This is a genomic window from Streptomyces sp. NPDC000075 (genome assembly GCF_040301925.1).
In the GTDB taxonomy this organism is placed as follows: domain Bacteria; phylum Actinomycetota; class Actinomycetes; order Streptomycetales; family Streptomycetaceae; genus Streptomyces; species Streptomyces polychromogenes.
This window is the reverse complement of record NZ_JBEPFL010000013.1, coordinates 119,333-134,015: the sequence shown is the minus strand read 5'-3', so window position 1 is coordinate 134,015 and position 14,683 is coordinate 119,333. Positions and strand designations below refer to the sequence as shown.

The 14,683-nt window shown below is 73.7% G+C and carries 16 protein-coding genes; 7 read left to right on the top strand and 9 right to left on the bottom strand.

What is annotated here, in order from left to right:
• Window positions 1-9 precede the first annotated feature (9 nt).
• Window positions 10-1,095 carry an NlpC/P60 family protein gene (locus ABT403_RS17705; RefSeq protein WP_344169735.1) on the top strand — a complete coding sequence of 362 codons (1,086 nt, stop codon included), beginning with the start codon at window positions 10-12 and terminating at the stop codon, window positions 1,093-1,095.
• Here ABT403_RS17705 and ABT403_RS17700 read toward each other — a convergent pair.
• Window positions 1,092-2,027 (bottom strand): SAM-dependent methyltransferase, encoded by a 936-nt coding sequence (locus ABT403_RS17700; RefSeq protein ID WP_344169911.1) that lies wholly within the window; start codon window positions 2,025-2,027, stop codon window positions 1,092-1,094. The two genes, ABT403_RS17705 and ABT403_RS17700, sit on opposite strands and share 4 nt — an antisense overlap.
• A 191-nt stretch (window positions 2,028-2,218) precedes the next feature.
• Here ABT403_RS17700 and ABT403_RS17695 point away from each other — a divergent pair, with 191 nt between their 5' ends.
• Both ABT403_RS17695 and ABT403_RS17690 read left to right on the top strand, forming a co-directional pair.
• Window positions 2,219-3,424, top strand: coding sequence for a sensor histidine kinase (locus tag ABT403_RS17695; RefSeq protein ID WP_344169732.1), 1,206 nt, complete (start codon window positions 2,219-2,221; stop codon window positions 3,422-3,424).
• Between the two features lie 3 nt (window positions 3,425-3,427).
• A complete protein-coding gene (locus tag ABT403_RS17690) occupies window positions 3,428-4,105 on the top strand; it encodes a response regulator transcription factor (protein WP_344169729.1) in 678 nt (225 codons plus the stop codon).
• A 9-nt stretch (window positions 4,106-4,114) separates the two neighbouring features.
• Here ABT403_RS17690 and ABT403_RS17685 read toward each other — a convergent pair whose 3' ends face one another.
• The 3 genes from ABT403_RS17685 to ABT403_RS17675 form a co-directional block, all read right to left on the bottom strand.
• The gene (locus ABT403_RS17685; protein ID WP_344169726.1) at window positions 4,115-4,729 is read right to left on the bottom strand and encodes a hypothetical protein; all 615 of its coding nucleotides are present in this window, start codon (window positions 4,727-4,729) and stop codon (window positions 4,115-4,117) included.
• A 203-nt stretch (window positions 4,730-4,932) separates the two neighbouring features.
• Window positions 4,933-6,261: a PH domain-containing protein gene (locus ABT403_RS17680; RefSeq protein ID WP_344169723.1), complete on the bottom strand. Its 1,329-nt coding sequence runs from the start codon at window positions 6,259-6,261 to the stop codon at window positions 4,933-4,935.
• Complete coding sequence (locus ABT403_RS17675; protein WP_344169720.1) at window positions 6,258-6,749, bottom strand: PH domain-containing protein; 492 nt, start codon at window positions 6,747-6,749, stop codon at window positions 6,258-6,260. Before ABT403_RS17675 ends, ABT403_RS17680 begins: the two co-directional genes overlap by 4 nt.
• A 31-nt stretch (window positions 6,750-6,780) precedes the next feature.
• Here ABT403_RS17675 and ABT403_RS17670 point away from each other — a divergent pair, with 31 nt between their 5' ends.
• Together ABT403_RS17670 and ABT403_RS17665 are read left to right on the top strand one after the other, a co-directional pair.
• Window positions 6,781-7,923 carry an NADH-quinone oxidoreductase subunit D gene (locus ABT403_RS17670; protein ID WP_045946160.1) on the top strand — a complete coding sequence of 381 codons (1,143 nt, stop codon included), beginning with the start codon at window positions 6,781-6,783 and terminating at the stop codon, window positions 7,921-7,923.
• 42 nt (window positions 7,924-7,965) lie between these two features.
• On the top strand, window positions 7,966-8,178 hold the full coding sequence (locus tag ABT403_RS17665; protein WP_344169714.1) for a hypothetical protein: 213 nt from the start codon (window positions 7,966-7,968) through the stop codon (window positions 8,176-8,178).
• Window positions 8,179-8,203: 25 nt separating this feature from the next.
• On the opposite strand, the gene ABT403_RS17660 is transcribed toward ABT403_RS17665, so the two are convergent.
• The gene (locus ABT403_RS17660; RefSeq protein WP_344169711.1) at window positions 8,204-9,079 is read right to left on the bottom strand and encodes an NAD(P)-dependent oxidoreductase; all 876 of its coding nucleotides are present in this window, start codon (window positions 9,077-9,079) and stop codon (window positions 8,204-8,206) included.
• 117 nt (window positions 9,080-9,196) lie between these two features.
• On the opposite strand from ABT403_RS17660, the gene ABT403_RS17655 reads away from it, so the two are divergent.
• Window positions 9,197-9,841, top strand: a complete 645-nt coding sequence (locus tag ABT403_RS17655; protein ID WP_344169707.1) for a TetR/AcrR family transcriptional regulator — start codon at window positions 9,197-9,199, stop codon at window positions 9,839-9,841.
• Between the two features lie 159 nt (window positions 9,842-10,000).
• On the opposite strand, the gene ABT403_RS17650 is transcribed toward ABT403_RS17655, so the two are convergent.
• The 4 genes from ABT403_RS17650 to ABT403_RS17635 all read right to left on the bottom strand — a co-directional run bounded on the left by ABT403_RS17650 (window position 10,001) and on the right by ABT403_RS17635 (window position 13,528).
• Window positions 10,001-11,020 carry a hypothetical protein gene (locus ABT403_RS17650; RefSeq protein WP_344169704.1) on the bottom strand — a complete coding sequence of 340 codons (1,020 nt, stop codon included), beginning with the start codon at window positions 11,018-11,020 and terminating at the stop codon, window positions 10,001-10,003.
• 98 nt (window positions 11,021-11,118) lie between these two features.
• Window positions 11,119-12,105: an ABC transporter substrate-binding protein gene (locus tag ABT403_RS17645; RefSeq protein ID WP_344169701.1), complete on the bottom strand. Its 987-nt coding sequence runs from the start codon at window positions 12,103-12,105 to the stop codon at window positions 11,119-11,121.
• Window positions 12,106-12,156: 51 nt separating this feature from the next.
• Window positions 12,157-12,831 (bottom strand): ABC transporter permease, encoded by a 675-nt coding sequence (locus tag ABT403_RS17640; protein ID WP_344169698.1) that lies wholly within the window; start codon window positions 12,829-12,831, stop codon window positions 12,157-12,159.
• 4 nt (window positions 12,832-12,835) lie between these two features.
• On the bottom strand, window positions 12,836-13,528 hold the full coding sequence (locus ABT403_RS17635; protein WP_344169908.1) for an ABC transporter permease: 693 nt from the start codon (window positions 13,526-13,528) through the stop codon (window positions 12,836-12,838).
• Between the two features lie 162 nt (window positions 13,529-13,690).
• Here ABT403_RS17635 and ABT403_RS17630 point away from each other — a divergent pair, with 162 nt between their 5' ends.
• Window positions 13,691-14,656 carry an ABC transporter ATP-binding protein gene (locus ABT403_RS17630; RefSeq protein WP_344169695.1) on the top strand — a complete coding sequence of 322 codons (966 nt, stop codon included), beginning with the start codon at window positions 13,691-13,693 and terminating at the stop codon, window positions 14,654-14,656.
• The last annotated feature ends 27 nt before the right edge of the window (window positions 14,657-14,683 follow it).

Genomic DNA, 14,683 nt, shown 5'->3' with positions numbered 1-14,683 from the left:
GGAGCCCCCATGACCGCCAAGCCGAAGAGCCGCCGCCGCACCCGCCCGGTGCTGCACGCGCTCACCGTGCTCGCGCTGCTGGCCGGCAGCGCGTACTTCACCTACGCGCTGCGCGCGCGGGAGCAGGCCACGGCACCCTCCGTGCAGATGGTGCAGGACAAGAACATCACCGCGGCCCTCAAGGGCGGCGACGCCGGCGGCCAGAAGTGGGAGCGGCTCCAGAGCCCGAACCGGTCGGTGCTGCGCGACGCCACCGGGCAGGTCCTGGCCACCTTCACCGACGGCGCCCGCACGGCCACCCTCACCGGGCCCAGCCGCACCTTCACCGAGCCCGCCAACACCGCCACCAAGGTCGTCACCGAGAACTGGGTGCGGCTGATGCCCGAGCCGTGGAAGCAGGGCGCGGAGGGCACGCCGTGGTTCAAGGAGTGGTTCAAGAAGTACTTCGGGAGCCAGGAGGACGACATCTTCGCGATCGCCTTCCAGTACGGCGACCAGGCCCCGGTGAAGAAGGACGCGCAGGGCGTCTCGTACGCGGGCGACGCCGCCTTCGGCCCGCTCAACCCCACCGGCTCCGAGGGCAACGACCTGCGGCTGGAGCAGTCGGACTTCTTCGACTACCTGGGCACCCCGTACACCTTCCGCAACGGCGTGAAGAAGCAGCCGCAGAGCGCCCGCTACCGGTCGATGGACTGCTCGGGCTTCGTCCGCACCGTCTTCGGCTACCGGGCCCGCTACCCGCTGATGCCCGACGACACCCCCGGCGCCGGCCTGCCGCGCACCGCGAACGGCATCGCCCGCTCCGCGCTGGGCGCGGACGTCATCCCGCTCAAGGGGGTGGGGGCGCAGTTCCGGCCCGCGTCGATCGACCTGATCCAGCCCGGTGACCTGCTGTTCTTCAAGCTCGACGCCCGGACGAAGGACCGCCTGGACCACACGGGCATCTACCTGGGCACCGACACCGACGGCCACCGGATCTTCATCTCCAGTCGCGAGGAGGCCAACGGCCCCACCATCGGCGACAAGGGCGGCACCTCGCGCCTCGACGGCAACGGCTACTACGCGACGACCCTGCGCAGCGTGAAGCGGCTCTAGCCGAGGACCGGGAGCGGGATGCCGACGGGCTGGAGCAGCCAGCCGAAGTCGCCCAGTCCCCCGCGCGCGGTGAGCTCGGCCGCCTCGCCCGCCGAGGCGAGGGCGCGGACGTAGCCCGCCGGGTCGGTGGAGGCCAGGGCCAGCGGGGGGCGGCCGCCGGAGACTCCGAGGGCGGTCAGGGCCTCGCGCTGGGTGAGCAGGGCCGCGCCCGGGCCCGCGCAGGAGTCCAGGGCGACGTGCGCGGTGACATCGCGGCCGCCGTCCGGGACGGGGGCGACCTCGCGGCCCTCGCGGAAGCCGGTAAGGGTGCCGTACGGGGGGCGGGCCTCCCGGGTGTGGGAGTAGTCCACCGCCACCGCCAGGCCCCGGTCCAGGGTGGCGACGGCCGCCGCCCAGGCCTCGTCGCGGGCCCGGCCGATCTCCGCCCGGCCCTCGCGTTCCCCGCCGGGCCACCACCGCTCCAGCCAGGCCCGGTCGGCCGCGTCCAGGGGGCCGCCGGGAGTCTCCGTACCGTCGGGGGCGACCAGGACGTACCGTCCGTCCTCGGCGATCTCCAGCGGCACGTTGTCCAGCCACTCGTTCGCGAACAGCAGGCCCGTCGTCCCCGCGGGCGGCGCGTCCACCCAGCGGATCCGGGGGTCCAGCCCCTCCGGGGCGGCCGCGCGCTCGACGGCGTACGGGACCACGCGCTCCGCCGTCGCCGCCGGCAGCGCGGCGAGCACCCCGGCCAGCAGTTCGCCCCGTCCGGCGCCCACGTCCACCAGGCCGAGCCGCTCCGGATGCCCGAGCGCGGCGTCCACCGAGGCCAGCAGCCGGGCCACGGCCCCCGCGTACAGCGGGGAGGCGTGGACGGAGGTGCGGAAGTGCCCGGCCGGCCCGGGCCCGCCCGGGCGCACGTAGAAGCCGCCGGGCCCGTACAGCGCGGCCTCCATGGCCACCCGCCACCGGACCGGCTCCCCCGCCGGATCCCCCGCCGGGCCCCCGGTCCGGTCCCCGACACCACCCTGAGCGTTCATCCCGCCCAGGTTAAGGTCACCCTCCACCTTGGGGAGTACTCCCCCGCCACAGGGATCGCACCTGTGGTTGACTCCAGCACCTATCCCCCTTCCCTACTCTGGGTTACGTGCAGCGCCTCTACGACTTCATCCGCAGACACCCGACGGGCGTCGACAGCTTCTGGGCCGTCCTCCTCTTCGGGTTCTCGATGCTGAACGTCGCCGACATGGGCGGGTCGAGCGTCGCCCTGCGGCTGGCGACGGTTCCGGTCGTGGCCGCGCTGACCGCCGTCCTCGCGCTGCGCCGCAGGTGGACGCGCCAGATGTTCTGGCTGGCGGTGGGCGCGGGCGTCTGGCAGCTGGCCATCGGGTCGCCCGTGCAGACCTGCGACCTCGCGATGCTGGTGATCCTCTTCACGGTCGCCGCCTCCGGTGACGTCCCGCGCTGGCTCTCGCGCACCGCGCTGGGGACCGGACTGCTGGCGGCCCCGCTCTACTCCCTGCGGTTCGGCGTCGACAAGAACGCGAGCGCGCCGCAGGAGGCCCTGTTCGTCGTCTTCATGATGGTGCCCTTCGCGCTGGCCTGGGTGATGGGCGACTCCCTGCGCACCCGCCGCGCCTATTACGCCCAGCTCGTGGAGCGCAACCAGCGGCTGGAGAAGGAGCGGGAGGCGCAGGCCAAGGTGGCGGTGGCCGCCGAGCGCGCCCGGATCGCCCGCGAGCTGCACGACGTCGTCGCGCACAACGTGTCGGTGATGGTGGTCCAGGCGGACGGGGCGGCGTACGTCATGGACGTGGCGCCGGAGCAGGCCAAGGAGGCCCTCCAGACCATCTCCGGTACGGGCCGGCAGGCGCTCGCGGAGATGCGGCGGCTGCTGGGCGTCCTGCGCACGGGCGAGCCGCAGGAGTCCGAGGACTACGTGCCGCAGCCGGACGTGGAGCAGATCGAGGTGCTGATCGAGCAGGTGCGGGCGGCCGGGCTGACGGTGGACTTCGAGGTGGAGGGCGCCCCGCGCAAGCTGCCCAGCGGGGTGGAACTGACCGCGTACCGGATCGTGCAGGAGGCGCTGACGAACACGCGCAAGCACGGCGGCCCGGACGCGAGGGCGAGCGTACGGCTGGTCTACTTCGACGACGGGCTGGGCCTGCTCGTCGAGGACGACGGGCGGGGCGCCGCGCACGAACTGTACGAGGACGGCGGCGCCGACGGCGCCGGGCACGGACTGATCGGCATGCGGGAACGCATCGGTATGGTCGGAGGCACCCTGGACGCGGGCCCCCGGCCCGGCGGCGGCTTCCGGATCAGTGCCCTGCTCCCGCTCAAGAAAAGGTGATTGATGTCCATCCGAGTGATGCTGGTCGACGATCAGGTGCTGCTGCGCACGGGCTTCCGGATGGTGCTCGCCGCCCAGCCGGACATGGAGGTCGTCGCGGAGGCCGGGGACGGCCTGGAGGCGCTGGAGGTGCTGCGGGCCACCAAGGTGGACGTGGTGCTGATGGACGTGCGCATGCCCCGGCTCGACGGGGTGGAGGCGACGCGGCGGATCTGTGAGCCGGAGGAGCACCCGAAGGTGATCATCCTGACCACCTTCGACCTGGACGAGTACGCCTTCTCCGGGCTGAAGGCCGGGGCCAGCGGCTTCATGCTGAAGGACGTCCCGCCGGCGGAGCTGCTGGCGGCGATCCGGTCGGTGCACAGCGGGGACGCGGTGGTGGCCCCGTCGACGACGCGCCGGCTGCTGGACCGGTTCGCGCCGATGCTGCCGACGACCACCCAGGAGCCGGAGCACAAGGAGATCGAGCGGCTCACCGAGCGGGAGCGGGAGGTCATGCTGCTGGTGGCACAGGGCCTGTCGAACGGGGAGATCGCGGGGCGGCTGGTGCTGTCGGAGGCCACGGTCAAGACGCACGTGGGCCGCATCCTGACGAAGCTGGGGCTGCGCGACCGGGTGCAGGTGGTGGTGCTGGCCTACGAGACGGGGCTGGTGCGGGCCGGGGGCGGCCCGCAGCTGTAACCCGGCGGCTCAGCCGCGCTGGACGTACTCGCAGGTGTTCGGGACGAGGTGGTCCAGGGTGGCCGCGTCGGCCAGGAGGATGTCGGCGTCGGCGAGGCTCTCGCCGCAGTCGATCCGGTCGAAGCCGCCGTTGCGGCTGATGATCGTGTCGTTGCCGCCGCGCCCCTCGAAGGTGTTGGAGCCGGGCGCCGCGTTCCAGCCGTCGGAGTCGATGAGCCGGTCGGGGCCGCTGCCGCCGATGAGCATGTCGTCGCCCGGCCCGCCGGTGAGGTCGCCGGGGATGGACGTCTCGTTCCTGACGACGTCGTCCCGGTCGCCCAGGGAGGCCTGGATGCGGGTGACGGCCGCCGAGTGCCCGCAGCGGATGATGTGCGGGTCGTTGTTGAACCGGGAGCAGCCGGAACCCGGGACCATCCTGCTGGTCTTGTCCTCCACTTGGAGCCAGCCGCCGGGGGTGCTGAAGGTGACGGTGTTCGTCTCCCCGGGCTGCGCGGTGTAGACCACCTGGTTGTTGTCGCGCGAGACGACCGCGGGGGCGGCGGAGGCCTGCCCCGCGAGGACCGTGGTGAGGGCGAGCGCGGCCAGGGCGGGGGCGGCGAGGCGGGCCGGTCGGAAGAGGTGCATCGGGCTGTCCTTCGGTTGCGGGCGAGGACCGGATCGAGGGTCCGTCCCGTCCGGCTCTACCCGGAGCGACCGTCAGATTCGTATGTTCATCGCGGAGTTACCCCGCCCGGCCTACGGCAGCGGGGGTACGGCCGTGCGCGGGCGGGTGAGGAGGGTGGCGGGGTTCTCCCACCCGGCCCGCCCCGCGCCGGCCCCGGCGGGGCTCAGGTCATCCACCGGTCGGGGCGGGCCGACGCCCGGGAGGTACGGGAACGGGCCGCCTGGGCGTAGAGGAGTGCGGTGGCCTCGTCCCGCGCCCGGAGCCCGGCGGTGACCACGTTTCCGGCACCGGTGTCCACGTGCAGGTCAGCCACCCCGCAGACGCGTTCCCAGGGCCCCTGCGTACGCCGCACGCTCTGCACCTTCGCATGCGGAACGATCTCCGTGCGCCGGCACAGCAGCCCGCGCCGGGCCGCGAACAGCTCCGCCGACACGGCCAGCCCGTACCCCCTCCACCACACCGGGGCCACCCACCGCGAGCCCCGGCGCGCGGCCGGAACGAACTCCAGCGCCGCCGGGTCCGCGCCGGGCAGGACACGGGCGATCAGGGCGTGGGCGGCGTCCCGGGTGGCGACCGGGACCAGGACCCCGTTCTTCGAGCCCGCCACGGCCAGCTCCACCCGCACCCACCCGCGCCGCCGCCACAGCAGCGGCTCCACGATCCGCACGGTCTGCACGCGGCCCGGCGGAACGGTCTCGTGGGCCCGGTCCAGCAGCCCGTGGTCCAGGCGCAGTCCGTCGGGGGACTCGGCGACCCGCCAGTCGTAGCCGCTGAGGAACCGGGCCGCGCTGCCCTTCCAGACCGCGCCCAGCAGCGGCAGCAGGGTGACCAGGGCCGCCCAGGGGCTGGAGCTGAGCGCCCACACGAGCACCGGGCCGGCGATTCCCGCGGCGAGGGCGGCCAGGGTGCCGAGGCTGAGCAGCAGGGAGACCACCAGGTCCCGTACGGAGACCCGCAGCAGCTCCCGGTCGGGGGCCTCGCCGAGCGCGGTGGCCTCGGCGGGGGCGAACCCGGCGGCCCGGGCCAGCAGTTCGGCGCGCAGCGCGACGGCGTCCCGTTCGGCGAGGAAGGCCAGTTCGTCCTTGTCCTCGGTGCCGATGACGTCGATGCGCAGCGCGGCCGCCCCGGCCACCCGGGCGAGCAGGGGGCGGGTGACGTCGATGGCCTGGACCCGGTCGAGGCGGATGTGGGCGGTGCGGCGGAAGAGCAGGCCGGTGCGGATGCGCAGCTCGGTGTCGGTGACGGCGTAGTGGGTGAACCACCAGCTGAGGAAGCCGTACGCGCCGAAGACGAGGACCGCCCCGGCGAGGACGAGCAGCCGCAGCCACGCGGGCAGGGCCAGCGCCCACTCCTGGGCCCGTTCGCCCTGCTGGGCGACCACGCCGGCGGTGGCGGCGATCGGCACCCAGGCGCGGCGCAGCGGGGTCAGGGCGTGGAGCCGCCGCTCGGTGCCCCCGGCGGACGGGGGCGCGGGGACGGCGGGGCCGGTCACAGGCCGGCCGATCGGGCCTCGCCGAGCTCGGTCAGCCGGTCGCGGAGCCGTTCCGCCTCCTCCGGGGCCAGGCCCGGGATCTTGGCGTCGGTGGCCGCGGCGGCCGTGTGGAGCTGGACGGAGGCCAGCCCGAAGCGCCGCTCCAGCGGGCCGGAGGTCACCTCCACCAGCTGCATCCGCCCGTAGGGGACCACCGTCTCCCGGCTCCACAGCACCCCCCGGGCGATCAGCAGGTCGTCGGCGCGTTCCGCGTACCGCCAGGACCGCCAGTTCCGCCCGAGCACCACCCACCCCCAGACCAGCGGCAGCAGCCATATGCCGCCGAGGGCGGCCCAGCCCGCTCCGGCGAGCAGCCCCAGCGGGAGGGCGGTCGCCGCCGTCAGGAGGACCGTCCACACCACCAGCAGCAGCCGCCGGAGGGACAGCAGCCCGCCCGGCAGTCCGGCCCATTCGGGTCGGTCCGTCTCACCCGTCGTCCCCGTTTCCATGCCCCCACCCTAGGACTGCGACAATGCGCCCATGACGGAGACCACGGTCGGCATCGGCGGCGCGGCGGAGAGCACCGACATGGTGCTCAACATCGGACCGCAGCACCCTTCCACCCACGGCGTGCTGCGGCTGCGGCTCGTCCTGGACGGCGAGCGCATCGCCAGCGCGGAGCCCGTGGTCGGCTACATGCACCGTGGCGCGGAGAAGCTGTTCGAGGCCCGTGACTACCGGCAGATCGTGATGCTGGCCAACCGCCACGACTGGCTGTCGGCCTTCTCCAACGAGCTCGGCGTGGTCATGGCCGTCGAGCGGATGCTCGGCATGGAGGTCCCCGAACGCGCGGTGTGGATGCGCACGCTCCTCGCCGAGCTGAACCGGGTCCTCAACCACCTGATGTTCCTCGGGTCGTACCCCCTCGAACTGGGCGGGATCACCCCGATCTTCCACGCGTTCCGCGAGCGCGAGGAGCTCCAGGCCGTGATGGAGGAGATCTCCGGCGGCCGGATGCACTACATGTTCAACCGGGTCGGCGGCCTCAAGGAGGACCTCCCGGCGGGCTGGCTCGGCCGGGCCCGGGCCGCCATCGCCGACGTCCGCACCCGGATGGACGTCTACGACAAGCTCGTCCACGGCAACGAGATCTTCCGCGGCCGCACGCGCGGCGTCGGCGTCCTGTCCGCCGAGGCGGTGCACGCGTACGGGGTCTCCGGCCCGATCGCCCGCGCCTCGGGCGTGGACTTCGACCTGCGCCGCGACGAGCCGTACCTGGCGTACGGGGAGCTCCAGGACGTCCTGAAGGTGGTCACCCGCACCGAGGGCGACTGCCTGGCCCGCTTCGAGGTGCTCCTCGACCAGACGCACAACGCCCTGGACCTGGCGGTGGCCTGCCTGGACCGGATGGCGGAGCTGCCGCCCGGGCCGGTCAACCAGCGGCTGCCGAAGGTGCTGAAGGCGCCCGAGGGCAGCACGTACGCCTGGACGGAGAACCCGCTCGGCATCAACGGCTACTACCTGGTCTCCAAGGGCGAGAAGACCCCGTACCGGCTGAAGCTGCGCAGCGCCTCCTTCAACAACATCCAGGCCCTGGCGGTGCTGCTGCCGGGACAGCTGGTCGCGGACATGGTGTCGATCCTGGGCTCGCTGTTCTTCGTCGTCGGCGACATCGACAAGTAGGCCGGCGAGGTCGATGTCGGTGCGGCAGGGCAGACTTGGGGCATGTCCGCTTCCCCCCGACGGGCCTGCCCGTCCTGCGGCCGCGACTGCGCGGTGACGGCCGGCCGGATCGCCCGCCACGACCCTCCGGCGGGGCGGCGCGCCGGCCTGGTCTCCTGCCCCGGCTCACGGGCGCGCGTGGTGCTCGGCGCCTCCGCCCCGACGCTGGACGGCTTCACCCTGGGCCCCCACCCGGGACAGCTCCCCCTGTTCTGACGCGGCGCCCCGGCGGGGTGCCCGCTCAGGCCGCGGCCGCGGCCGCCGTCGGCGCGCCCAGCAGGCCCAGCAGGCGGGTGGTGCCGTCGGCGCCGAAGCCCGCTTCGACCCCGCGGCGGTACAGCTCGGCGTGGGCGGCGAGGATGCCCGTGTCCACGCCGGAGCCGGCGGCCGTGTGCAGGACGTGCTCCAGGCTCGCCGCGCACATCGCGAGGCGGGCGTGGGTGCCGTCGTGGTCGTCGGCGTCGGCGAGCGGCGCGGAGCCCTCGTAGAAGCCGCGCATGCTGTCGGCGGTGTAGCCCGCGTACGGGAGGATGTCGGCCGCCGTCAGGCCGTTGGCGCGGGCGACGGCGAGCGCCTGGTACCAGCCGGTGTACGCGGTCCAGAACATGATCATGTTGAGCTGGTAGTACAGCTGCGCGTGGCCGGGGTCGGCGCCCCGGTAGTCGGTGGCGGCGAGGACGTCGAGCGCCGCGCGCTGCTCCTCGTACACCTCCCGGGGGCCGCTGACGAAGATCGAGGCGCCCTCCCGCCCGATGCCGGCCGGCGGCACGTTGACCCCGCCGGTGAGGTACGCCGCGCCGCGCTCCCGCGCCCAGGCGGAGGCGGCCCGCGCCTTCTCCGGGACGTCGGAGGAGAGGTTGGCCAGGACCCGGCCGTCGAGGTCGGCCTCGCCGAGGGCGGTGTAGACGGCGTCCACGTCGATGAGGCTGACGACGCTCAGCGGGCTCGCGGCGACGGCCTCGGCGGCGCTGCCGGCCCGCCGGGCCCCCCGGGCCAGCAGGTCGTCGTCCTTGCCGGGGCTGCGGTTCCAGACGGTGACGGCGTAGCCGGCGTCGAGGTAGGCGAAGGCCATGGCCCGGCCCATGGGACCGAGGCCGATGATCGAAACCTGGTTCATGACGGAGTTCTCCCCACGAGGATCGGTCTAGAACGAACGCTCTATCCAGCGCTCGGGACGAACGTAGCACGGGACTAGAACGAGCGCTCTATCCAATTCCCGGGGTAGACTCCCCGCATGGCAGCGACAGGTACGGAGACGGCGGCGACGCCGACGGCGACGGCACCGGCGGCGAAGCGGAAGAAGCAGGCGGAGCCGGGCACCCGCGACCGGCTGGTGCGCACCGCCTCCCGCCTCATGCAGCACGGCGGCTACGAGAGCACCCCGGTCAAGCAGCTGGCCCGCGAGGCGGAGGCCACACTGGGCTCGCTCTACCACTTCTTCCCGGGCGGCAAGCAGGAGCTCGCGGTCGCCGCGATCGGCCACGGGGACGGGGAGTTCGCCGGGATGCTCGGCGCGGCCCTGGACTCCGACCCCGACGCGGCACGGGCGATAGAGGCGGCCGCCGCAGTGCTGGCCGACGCCCTCGCGGCCTCGGACTGGCGCGACGGCTGCCCGGTGACCGCCACGGCCCTGGAGGCGGTCGGACGGCTGCCCGAGCTCCAGGAGGCGTGCGCGCGGTCCTTCGTGAACTGGCAGGAGCTGGTGGCGGCGAAGCTGCGGGCCTCCGGCATCGGCGAGGAGGACTCCCGCGACCTGGCGGTGACGGTGATCGCCGCCCTGGAGGGCGCCGAGATGACCGCCCAGGTCACCCGGTCCCGCACCCCGCTCCTGCTGGCGGGCCGCCACCTGTCCCGCCTGGTGGCCTCCTACACCGCCTGACGGGAGACGGCCGGACCAGGAGACGGCCGGACCGGGAGGCGGCCGGACCAGGAGACGGCCGGACCGGGAGGCGGCCGGACCAGGAGACGGCCGGACCAGGAGACGGCCGGACCAGGAGACGGCCGGACTGGGAGACGGCCGGACCAGGAGACGGCCGGACTAGGAGATGGCCGTACGGAGGCGGACCACGTCGATCGGCTCGGTCTCGTCGTGGGCCGTCAGGTCGATCACCTGGCCCACCGCCCGCTGCTCCTCCGTGGCCGGCTTGAACTCCGCTCCGGCCTCGTCCTGCACCGACTCGGCCTTGTGCGCGGCGAGCGCCTCCGCCCCCACCACGTCCGCCAGGTCCTCGTTCTGCACGGACTCGATCGCGGCACGCGCCTGCGCGGTGTTCTTCGTGCCGAAGAAGTCGAAGCCTCCCTCGACGCGCGAGGCGGAGCGCCGCTGGGCCGCGTACGGGGCCACCGGCGCCGCCTGCCGCCGCGCCGGGACCGTCGGAGCGGGGACGGCGGGGACGGCGGGGGCCGCGGGGGCCTCCGTACGGGTGTGGACGGGGCCGGCCGCCGGGGCCAGCTCCTTCGGGGCGGCGGCAGCGGCCGCCCGGGCCTCGGACTTCTTCAGCAGCGCGACCATCGCCGCGTTGGCCCGCGCGTAGCCGACGGCGGTCGGCGCCCCGCTGGAGGTCCGCTCCTCCGAGACGGCCGGCAGCTCCTTGGGCGTGCCCGCGTTCTCCAGGGCCAGCAGCCGCCGCTTCTCCAGCGCGCTGGCCCGCTCGGTCTCGGCGGTGGCGTAACGGCGCAGCAGCGCCGCGTGCTCCCCGCGCAGGCCCGCGAGTTCGACCCGCTTGGCGCGCAGCTTCGCGTCCAGCTTGGCGCGCAGGACGCGGGCCTCCTCCAGGTCGGATTCGAGCTCGGCTATCCGCTCGTCCGTCTTCCACTCGTCCTTGACCCGCTCGCGGGCCAACTCCGCCACCCGGCGGCCCGCCGCCCGGTCCCAGGAGCGCATCAGGACGGCGCCGCCGACGCCCGCGGCCGCCGTGAGGGCCACCAGCAGGCGCAGCGCGAGGGGTTCCGCGAGGAGCCAGGCCGCGCCGGCGCTGGCGACGGAAACCCCGCCGACGGCCGTCGGCGTGAGAAGTCGGTGCAGGGGCTCGGGATTGCGGTGACGTCCACGGGGCATGGCCTGAAATTTACAGGGCGTGGGCCTCGCGTGGGGTACCCGCCCGGCAATCTCTTCCCGCGCGGTTACCCCACATTCGGCCATCAAGCGTGTAACCGCTACTTCTTCAGCAGGCCCTTCGACTCCAGATAGGCCTTGGCGACGTCCGCCGGCTTGGCCCGCTCCGCGTCCACCTTGCGGTTCAGTTCGACGAGGTCGGCGGTGGTGAGCACCTTCGTCAGACGCTCCAGCGCGGCCGCGACCTCCGGGGCTCCGGCGTCCTTGGCGTTGACCACCGGGAGCACGTTGTCGGCGTTCTGGAGCTTCTTGTCGTCCTCCAGCAGGACCAGACCGAAGCCGTCCAGGGTGGCGTCGGTGGTGGTGGTCAGCACGAGCTGGTCCACCCCGTCCTTGACGGCCTGCTTGGCCTGCGGGGTGCCCACGCCCTTGGGGTCGATACCGGAAACCTGGATTCCGTACGTCTTCTCCAACCCCGGGGCGCAGAAGGGCCGGACGGAGCATTCGTCGCCCGCGGCGATCTTCACCTTCTGGCCCGACTTTCCAAGATCGGAAAGGGTCTTGAGGTTGTTCTTCTGCGCGAATTCCCTGCTCACCGCGAAGGCGTTCTGGTCGACGGCGGCGCCCGCCGGGAGCGCCTTGAGCCCGAGCGGCGCCGCGAGCTTCTCCAGCGCCGCGACGGTCGCGGCCGGGTCGCTGGAGGCGACCGGCTTCTCCTTCGGCGCGTTCGGGCCGTTCACCTTGGCGTTGAGGAACTCCGCGAGGGTGGCCGCGTACTCCGGGACGACGTCGATCTCGCCCTTCTCCAGCGAAGGCTCGTACAGCTCGCGGTTGTTGACCGTGGTGATCGAGGTGTCGTAGCCCGCGTCCGCGAGGAGCCGCGCGTACAGCTCGGCCAGCACGTTGGACTCGGTGAACCCGGCCGCGCCGACCACCAGCTTGCCCTTGGCCCCGGAGGACGAGGAGGAGGACGAGGAGGAGCCGCCGTCCTTGGCCTTCTCCAGGCTGTCGCCCCCGCACGCGCTGAGCGAAACGGTCAGGGCCACCGCGCCCAGGGTCGCGCCGAGGATGCGCGTGGACTTGCTCATCATGCTCCTTGGAGATCGGAGATCAGGGGAAAAAGGGAGGAACGGGTCGGCTCAGCGCGGCGCCGGACGGCCGCGGCGCGACAGCAGCCGGTCCGCCGCCACCAGCAGGCCCTCCACCAGCAGGGCCAGCAGCGCGACCAGCAGGGCGCCCGCCACCACCTGCGGAGTGTTGTACGTGTTGAAACCGGCGGTGATGATCCGGCCCAGGCCGCCCTGGCCGACCATCGCGGCGATCGTGGCGGTGGCGATGACCTGCACGGCGCCCGAGCGCAGCCCGGTCATCACCAGCCCCCGGGCCAGCGGCAGTTCCACCCGCCAGAACAGCTGCCGGCCGGACATGCCCATGCCCCGGGCCGCCTCGACCACCGAGCGGTCCACCTCACGCATGCCGACGTAGGCGTTGGTCAGCAGCGGCGGTACGGCGAACAGCACCAGCGCGACCACGGTCGGCAGGTAGCCGGCGCTGCGCAGCGGCGAGACCATGAACAGGGCCAGCACGGCGAACACCGGTACGGCCCGCCCCACGTTGGAGACGTTGACCGCGAGCGCCCCGCCCCGGCCGACGTGGCCGAGCCACAGCCCCACCGGAAGGGCCACCGCGCAGGCGACGCCGAGGGCGATCCCGCTCACCAGGAGGTGCTCGGCGAGCCGGTGCCAGACGCCGCTCTCGCCGGACCAGTTGGCCCCGTCGGCCAGCCAGCCGAAGGCCTTCCCCACGACTCCCACGGCCTCAGGCCCCCTTCACCCGCGCGGGCCGCCCGGCGCGGGTCCACGGGGTCAGCAGCCGCTGGAGGCCGAGCAGCAGCAGGTCCGCGACCAGCGCGAGCAGGACGCACAGCACGGAGGCGGTGAGCACCTGGGCCTTGAACGAGCTGTTGACGGCCGGGGCGATCAGGTTGCCCAGCCCGCCCTTGCCGACGATGGAACCGACGGTGGTCAGCGCGACGGTGGAGACGGTCGCGATCCGCACCCCGGCGAGCAGCGCGGGCAGCGCCAGCGGCAGTTCGACCTGCCACAGCAGCCGGGCCGGCCCGTAGCCCATCCCGCGCGCGGCCTCCCGCACCTCCTCGGGGACGGCCTCCAGCCCGGCCAGCACGTTGCGGACCAGGATGGTCAGCGAGTACAGCACCAGGCCGGTCACCACGAGCGACGCCGAGAGCCCGAAGAAGGGCAGCAGCAGCGAGAACATGGCGAGCGAGGGGATCGTGTAGAGGAGGGTGGTCAGGCCGAGGACGGGGGCCGCCCAGCGGCGGCCCCTGCGGGCCAGGAGCGCGAGGGGGACGGCGACGGCGACCCCGATGAGCACCGAGACCGCCGTGATCCAGACGTGTTCGAGCGTGGCGTCGGCGAGTTCGGGCGCTCGGGAGGTGACGTAGTCCCAGCAGACCCAGTCGTTCGTCACCAGGCAGTTCCGGACCGCCACACCGCTCACCCCCTTCAATCCCCGCACACGCGCGCCGGAAGACCCGGCCAGTGCGACCATAACCCCCGGTGCCCGCCCTGGCCTGATTCATTCGCACACCCGCAACACTCCCCTGACAAAGCCTTCGCCCATCCGTGCGCACCGGTGGGGGAGGATGGCGGGGTGATCCGATTCGAGCATGTGACCAAGCGCTACCCCGACGGGACGACGGCCGTCGAGGACCTGTCGTTCGAGGTGGCCGAGGGCGAGCTGGTCACGCTGGTGGGCCCGTCCGGCTGCGGCAAGACGACCACGATGAAGATGGTCAACCGGCTCATCGAGCCCACCTCGGGCCGGATCCTGCTGAACGGCGAGGACATCGCCGCCGCCGACCCGGTCGAGCTGCGCCGCCGCATCGGGTACGTCATCCAGCAGGTCGGGCTCTTCCCCCACAAGACGGTGCTGGAGAACACGGCCACCGTGCCCCAGCTGACCGGCACCCCGAAGGCCAGGGCCCGTGCCCGGGCGGCCGAGCTCCTCGAACTCGTCGGCCTGGACCCGGCCGTGTTCGGCGGCCGCTACCCCGAGCAGCTGTCGGGCGGGCAGCGCCAGCGCGTCGGGGTCGCCCGGGCGCTCGCGGCCGACCCGCCGGTGCTGCTGATGGACGAGCCCTTCGGCGCGGTGGACCCGGTGGTCCGCGAGCGCCTCCAGAACGAGTTCCTCACCCTCCAGAGGACGGTCCGCAAGACGATCCTGCTGGTCACGCACGACCTGGAGGAGGCCGTCCGGCTCGGCGACCGGATCGCGGTCTACGGGGAGGGCACCATCGAGCAGTTCGCCCGCCCGGCGGCGGTCCTCGGCGCGCCGGCCACCGACTACGTGGCCTCCTTCGTCGGCGCCGACCGGGGCCTGAAGCGGCTCGCGGTCACCCCCGTCGGCGAGGCCGACCTGGCGGAAGCCCGGGACGGCGAGGTCCCGGCCGGCACGGTGACGCTGGGGGCGTCGCTGCGCGAGGCCCTCTCCGCCCTGCTCCAGGAGGACGCGGGGCGGATCGGGGTCACCGACCCGGACTCCGGCGCGCTGGTCGGCGTCCTGACCCCGGAGGGCGTCCACCGGGCGCTGCGCCGGGCCGAACCGCCCGCGGCATGACGAAGGGCCCGACTGCCGTCGGGCCCT

What these genes read in the sequence shown, in the direction of transcription:
- ABT403_RS17705 (WP_344169735.1), top strand. Translation starts at nt 10, where the DNA reads ATGACCGCCAAGCCGAAGAGCCGCCGCCGCACCCGCCCGGTGCTGCAC.
- ABT403_RS17700 (WP_344169911.1), bottom strand. Translation starts at nt 2,027, where the DNA reads ATGGAGGCCGCGCTGTACGGGCCCGGCGGCTTCTACGTGCGCCCGGGC.
- ABT403_RS17690 (WP_344169729.1), top strand. Translation starts at nt 3,428, where the DNA reads ATGTCCATCCGAGTGATGCTGGTCGACGATCAGGTGCTGCTGCGCACG.
- ABT403_RS17685 (WP_344169726.1), bottom strand. Translation starts at nt 4,729, where the DNA reads ATGCACCTCTTCCGACCGGCCCGCCTCGCCGCCCCCGCCCTGGCCGCG.
- ABT403_RS17675 (WP_344169720.1), bottom strand. Translation starts at nt 6,749, where the DNA reads ATGGAAACGGGGACGACGGGTGAGACGGACCGACCCGAATGGGCCGGA.
- ABT403_RS17670 (WP_045946160.1), top strand. Translation starts at nt 6,781, where the DNA reads ATGACGGAGACCACGGTCGGCATCGGCGGCGCGGCGGAGAGCACCGAC.
- ABT403_RS17665 (WP_344169714.1), top strand. Translation starts at nt 7,966, where the DNA reads ATGTCCGCTTCCCCCCGACGGGCCTGCCCGTCCTGCGGCCGCGACTGC.
- ABT403_RS17660 (WP_344169711.1), bottom strand. Translation starts at nt 9,079, where the DNA reads ATGAACCAGGTTTCGATCATCGGCCTCGGTCCCATGGGCCGGGCCATG.
- ABT403_RS17655 (WP_344169707.1), top strand. Translation starts at nt 9,197, where the DNA reads ATGGCAGCGACAGGTACGGAGACGGCGGCGACGCCGACGGCGACGGCA.
- ABT403_RS17650 (WP_344169704.1), bottom strand. Translation starts at nt 11,020, where the DNA reads ATGCCCCGTGGACGTCACCGCAATCCCGAGCCCCTGCACCGACTTCTC.
- ABT403_RS17645 (WP_344169701.1), bottom strand. Translation starts at nt 12,105, where the DNA reads ATGAGCAAGTCCACGCGCATCCTCGGCGCGACCCTGGGCGCGGTGGCC.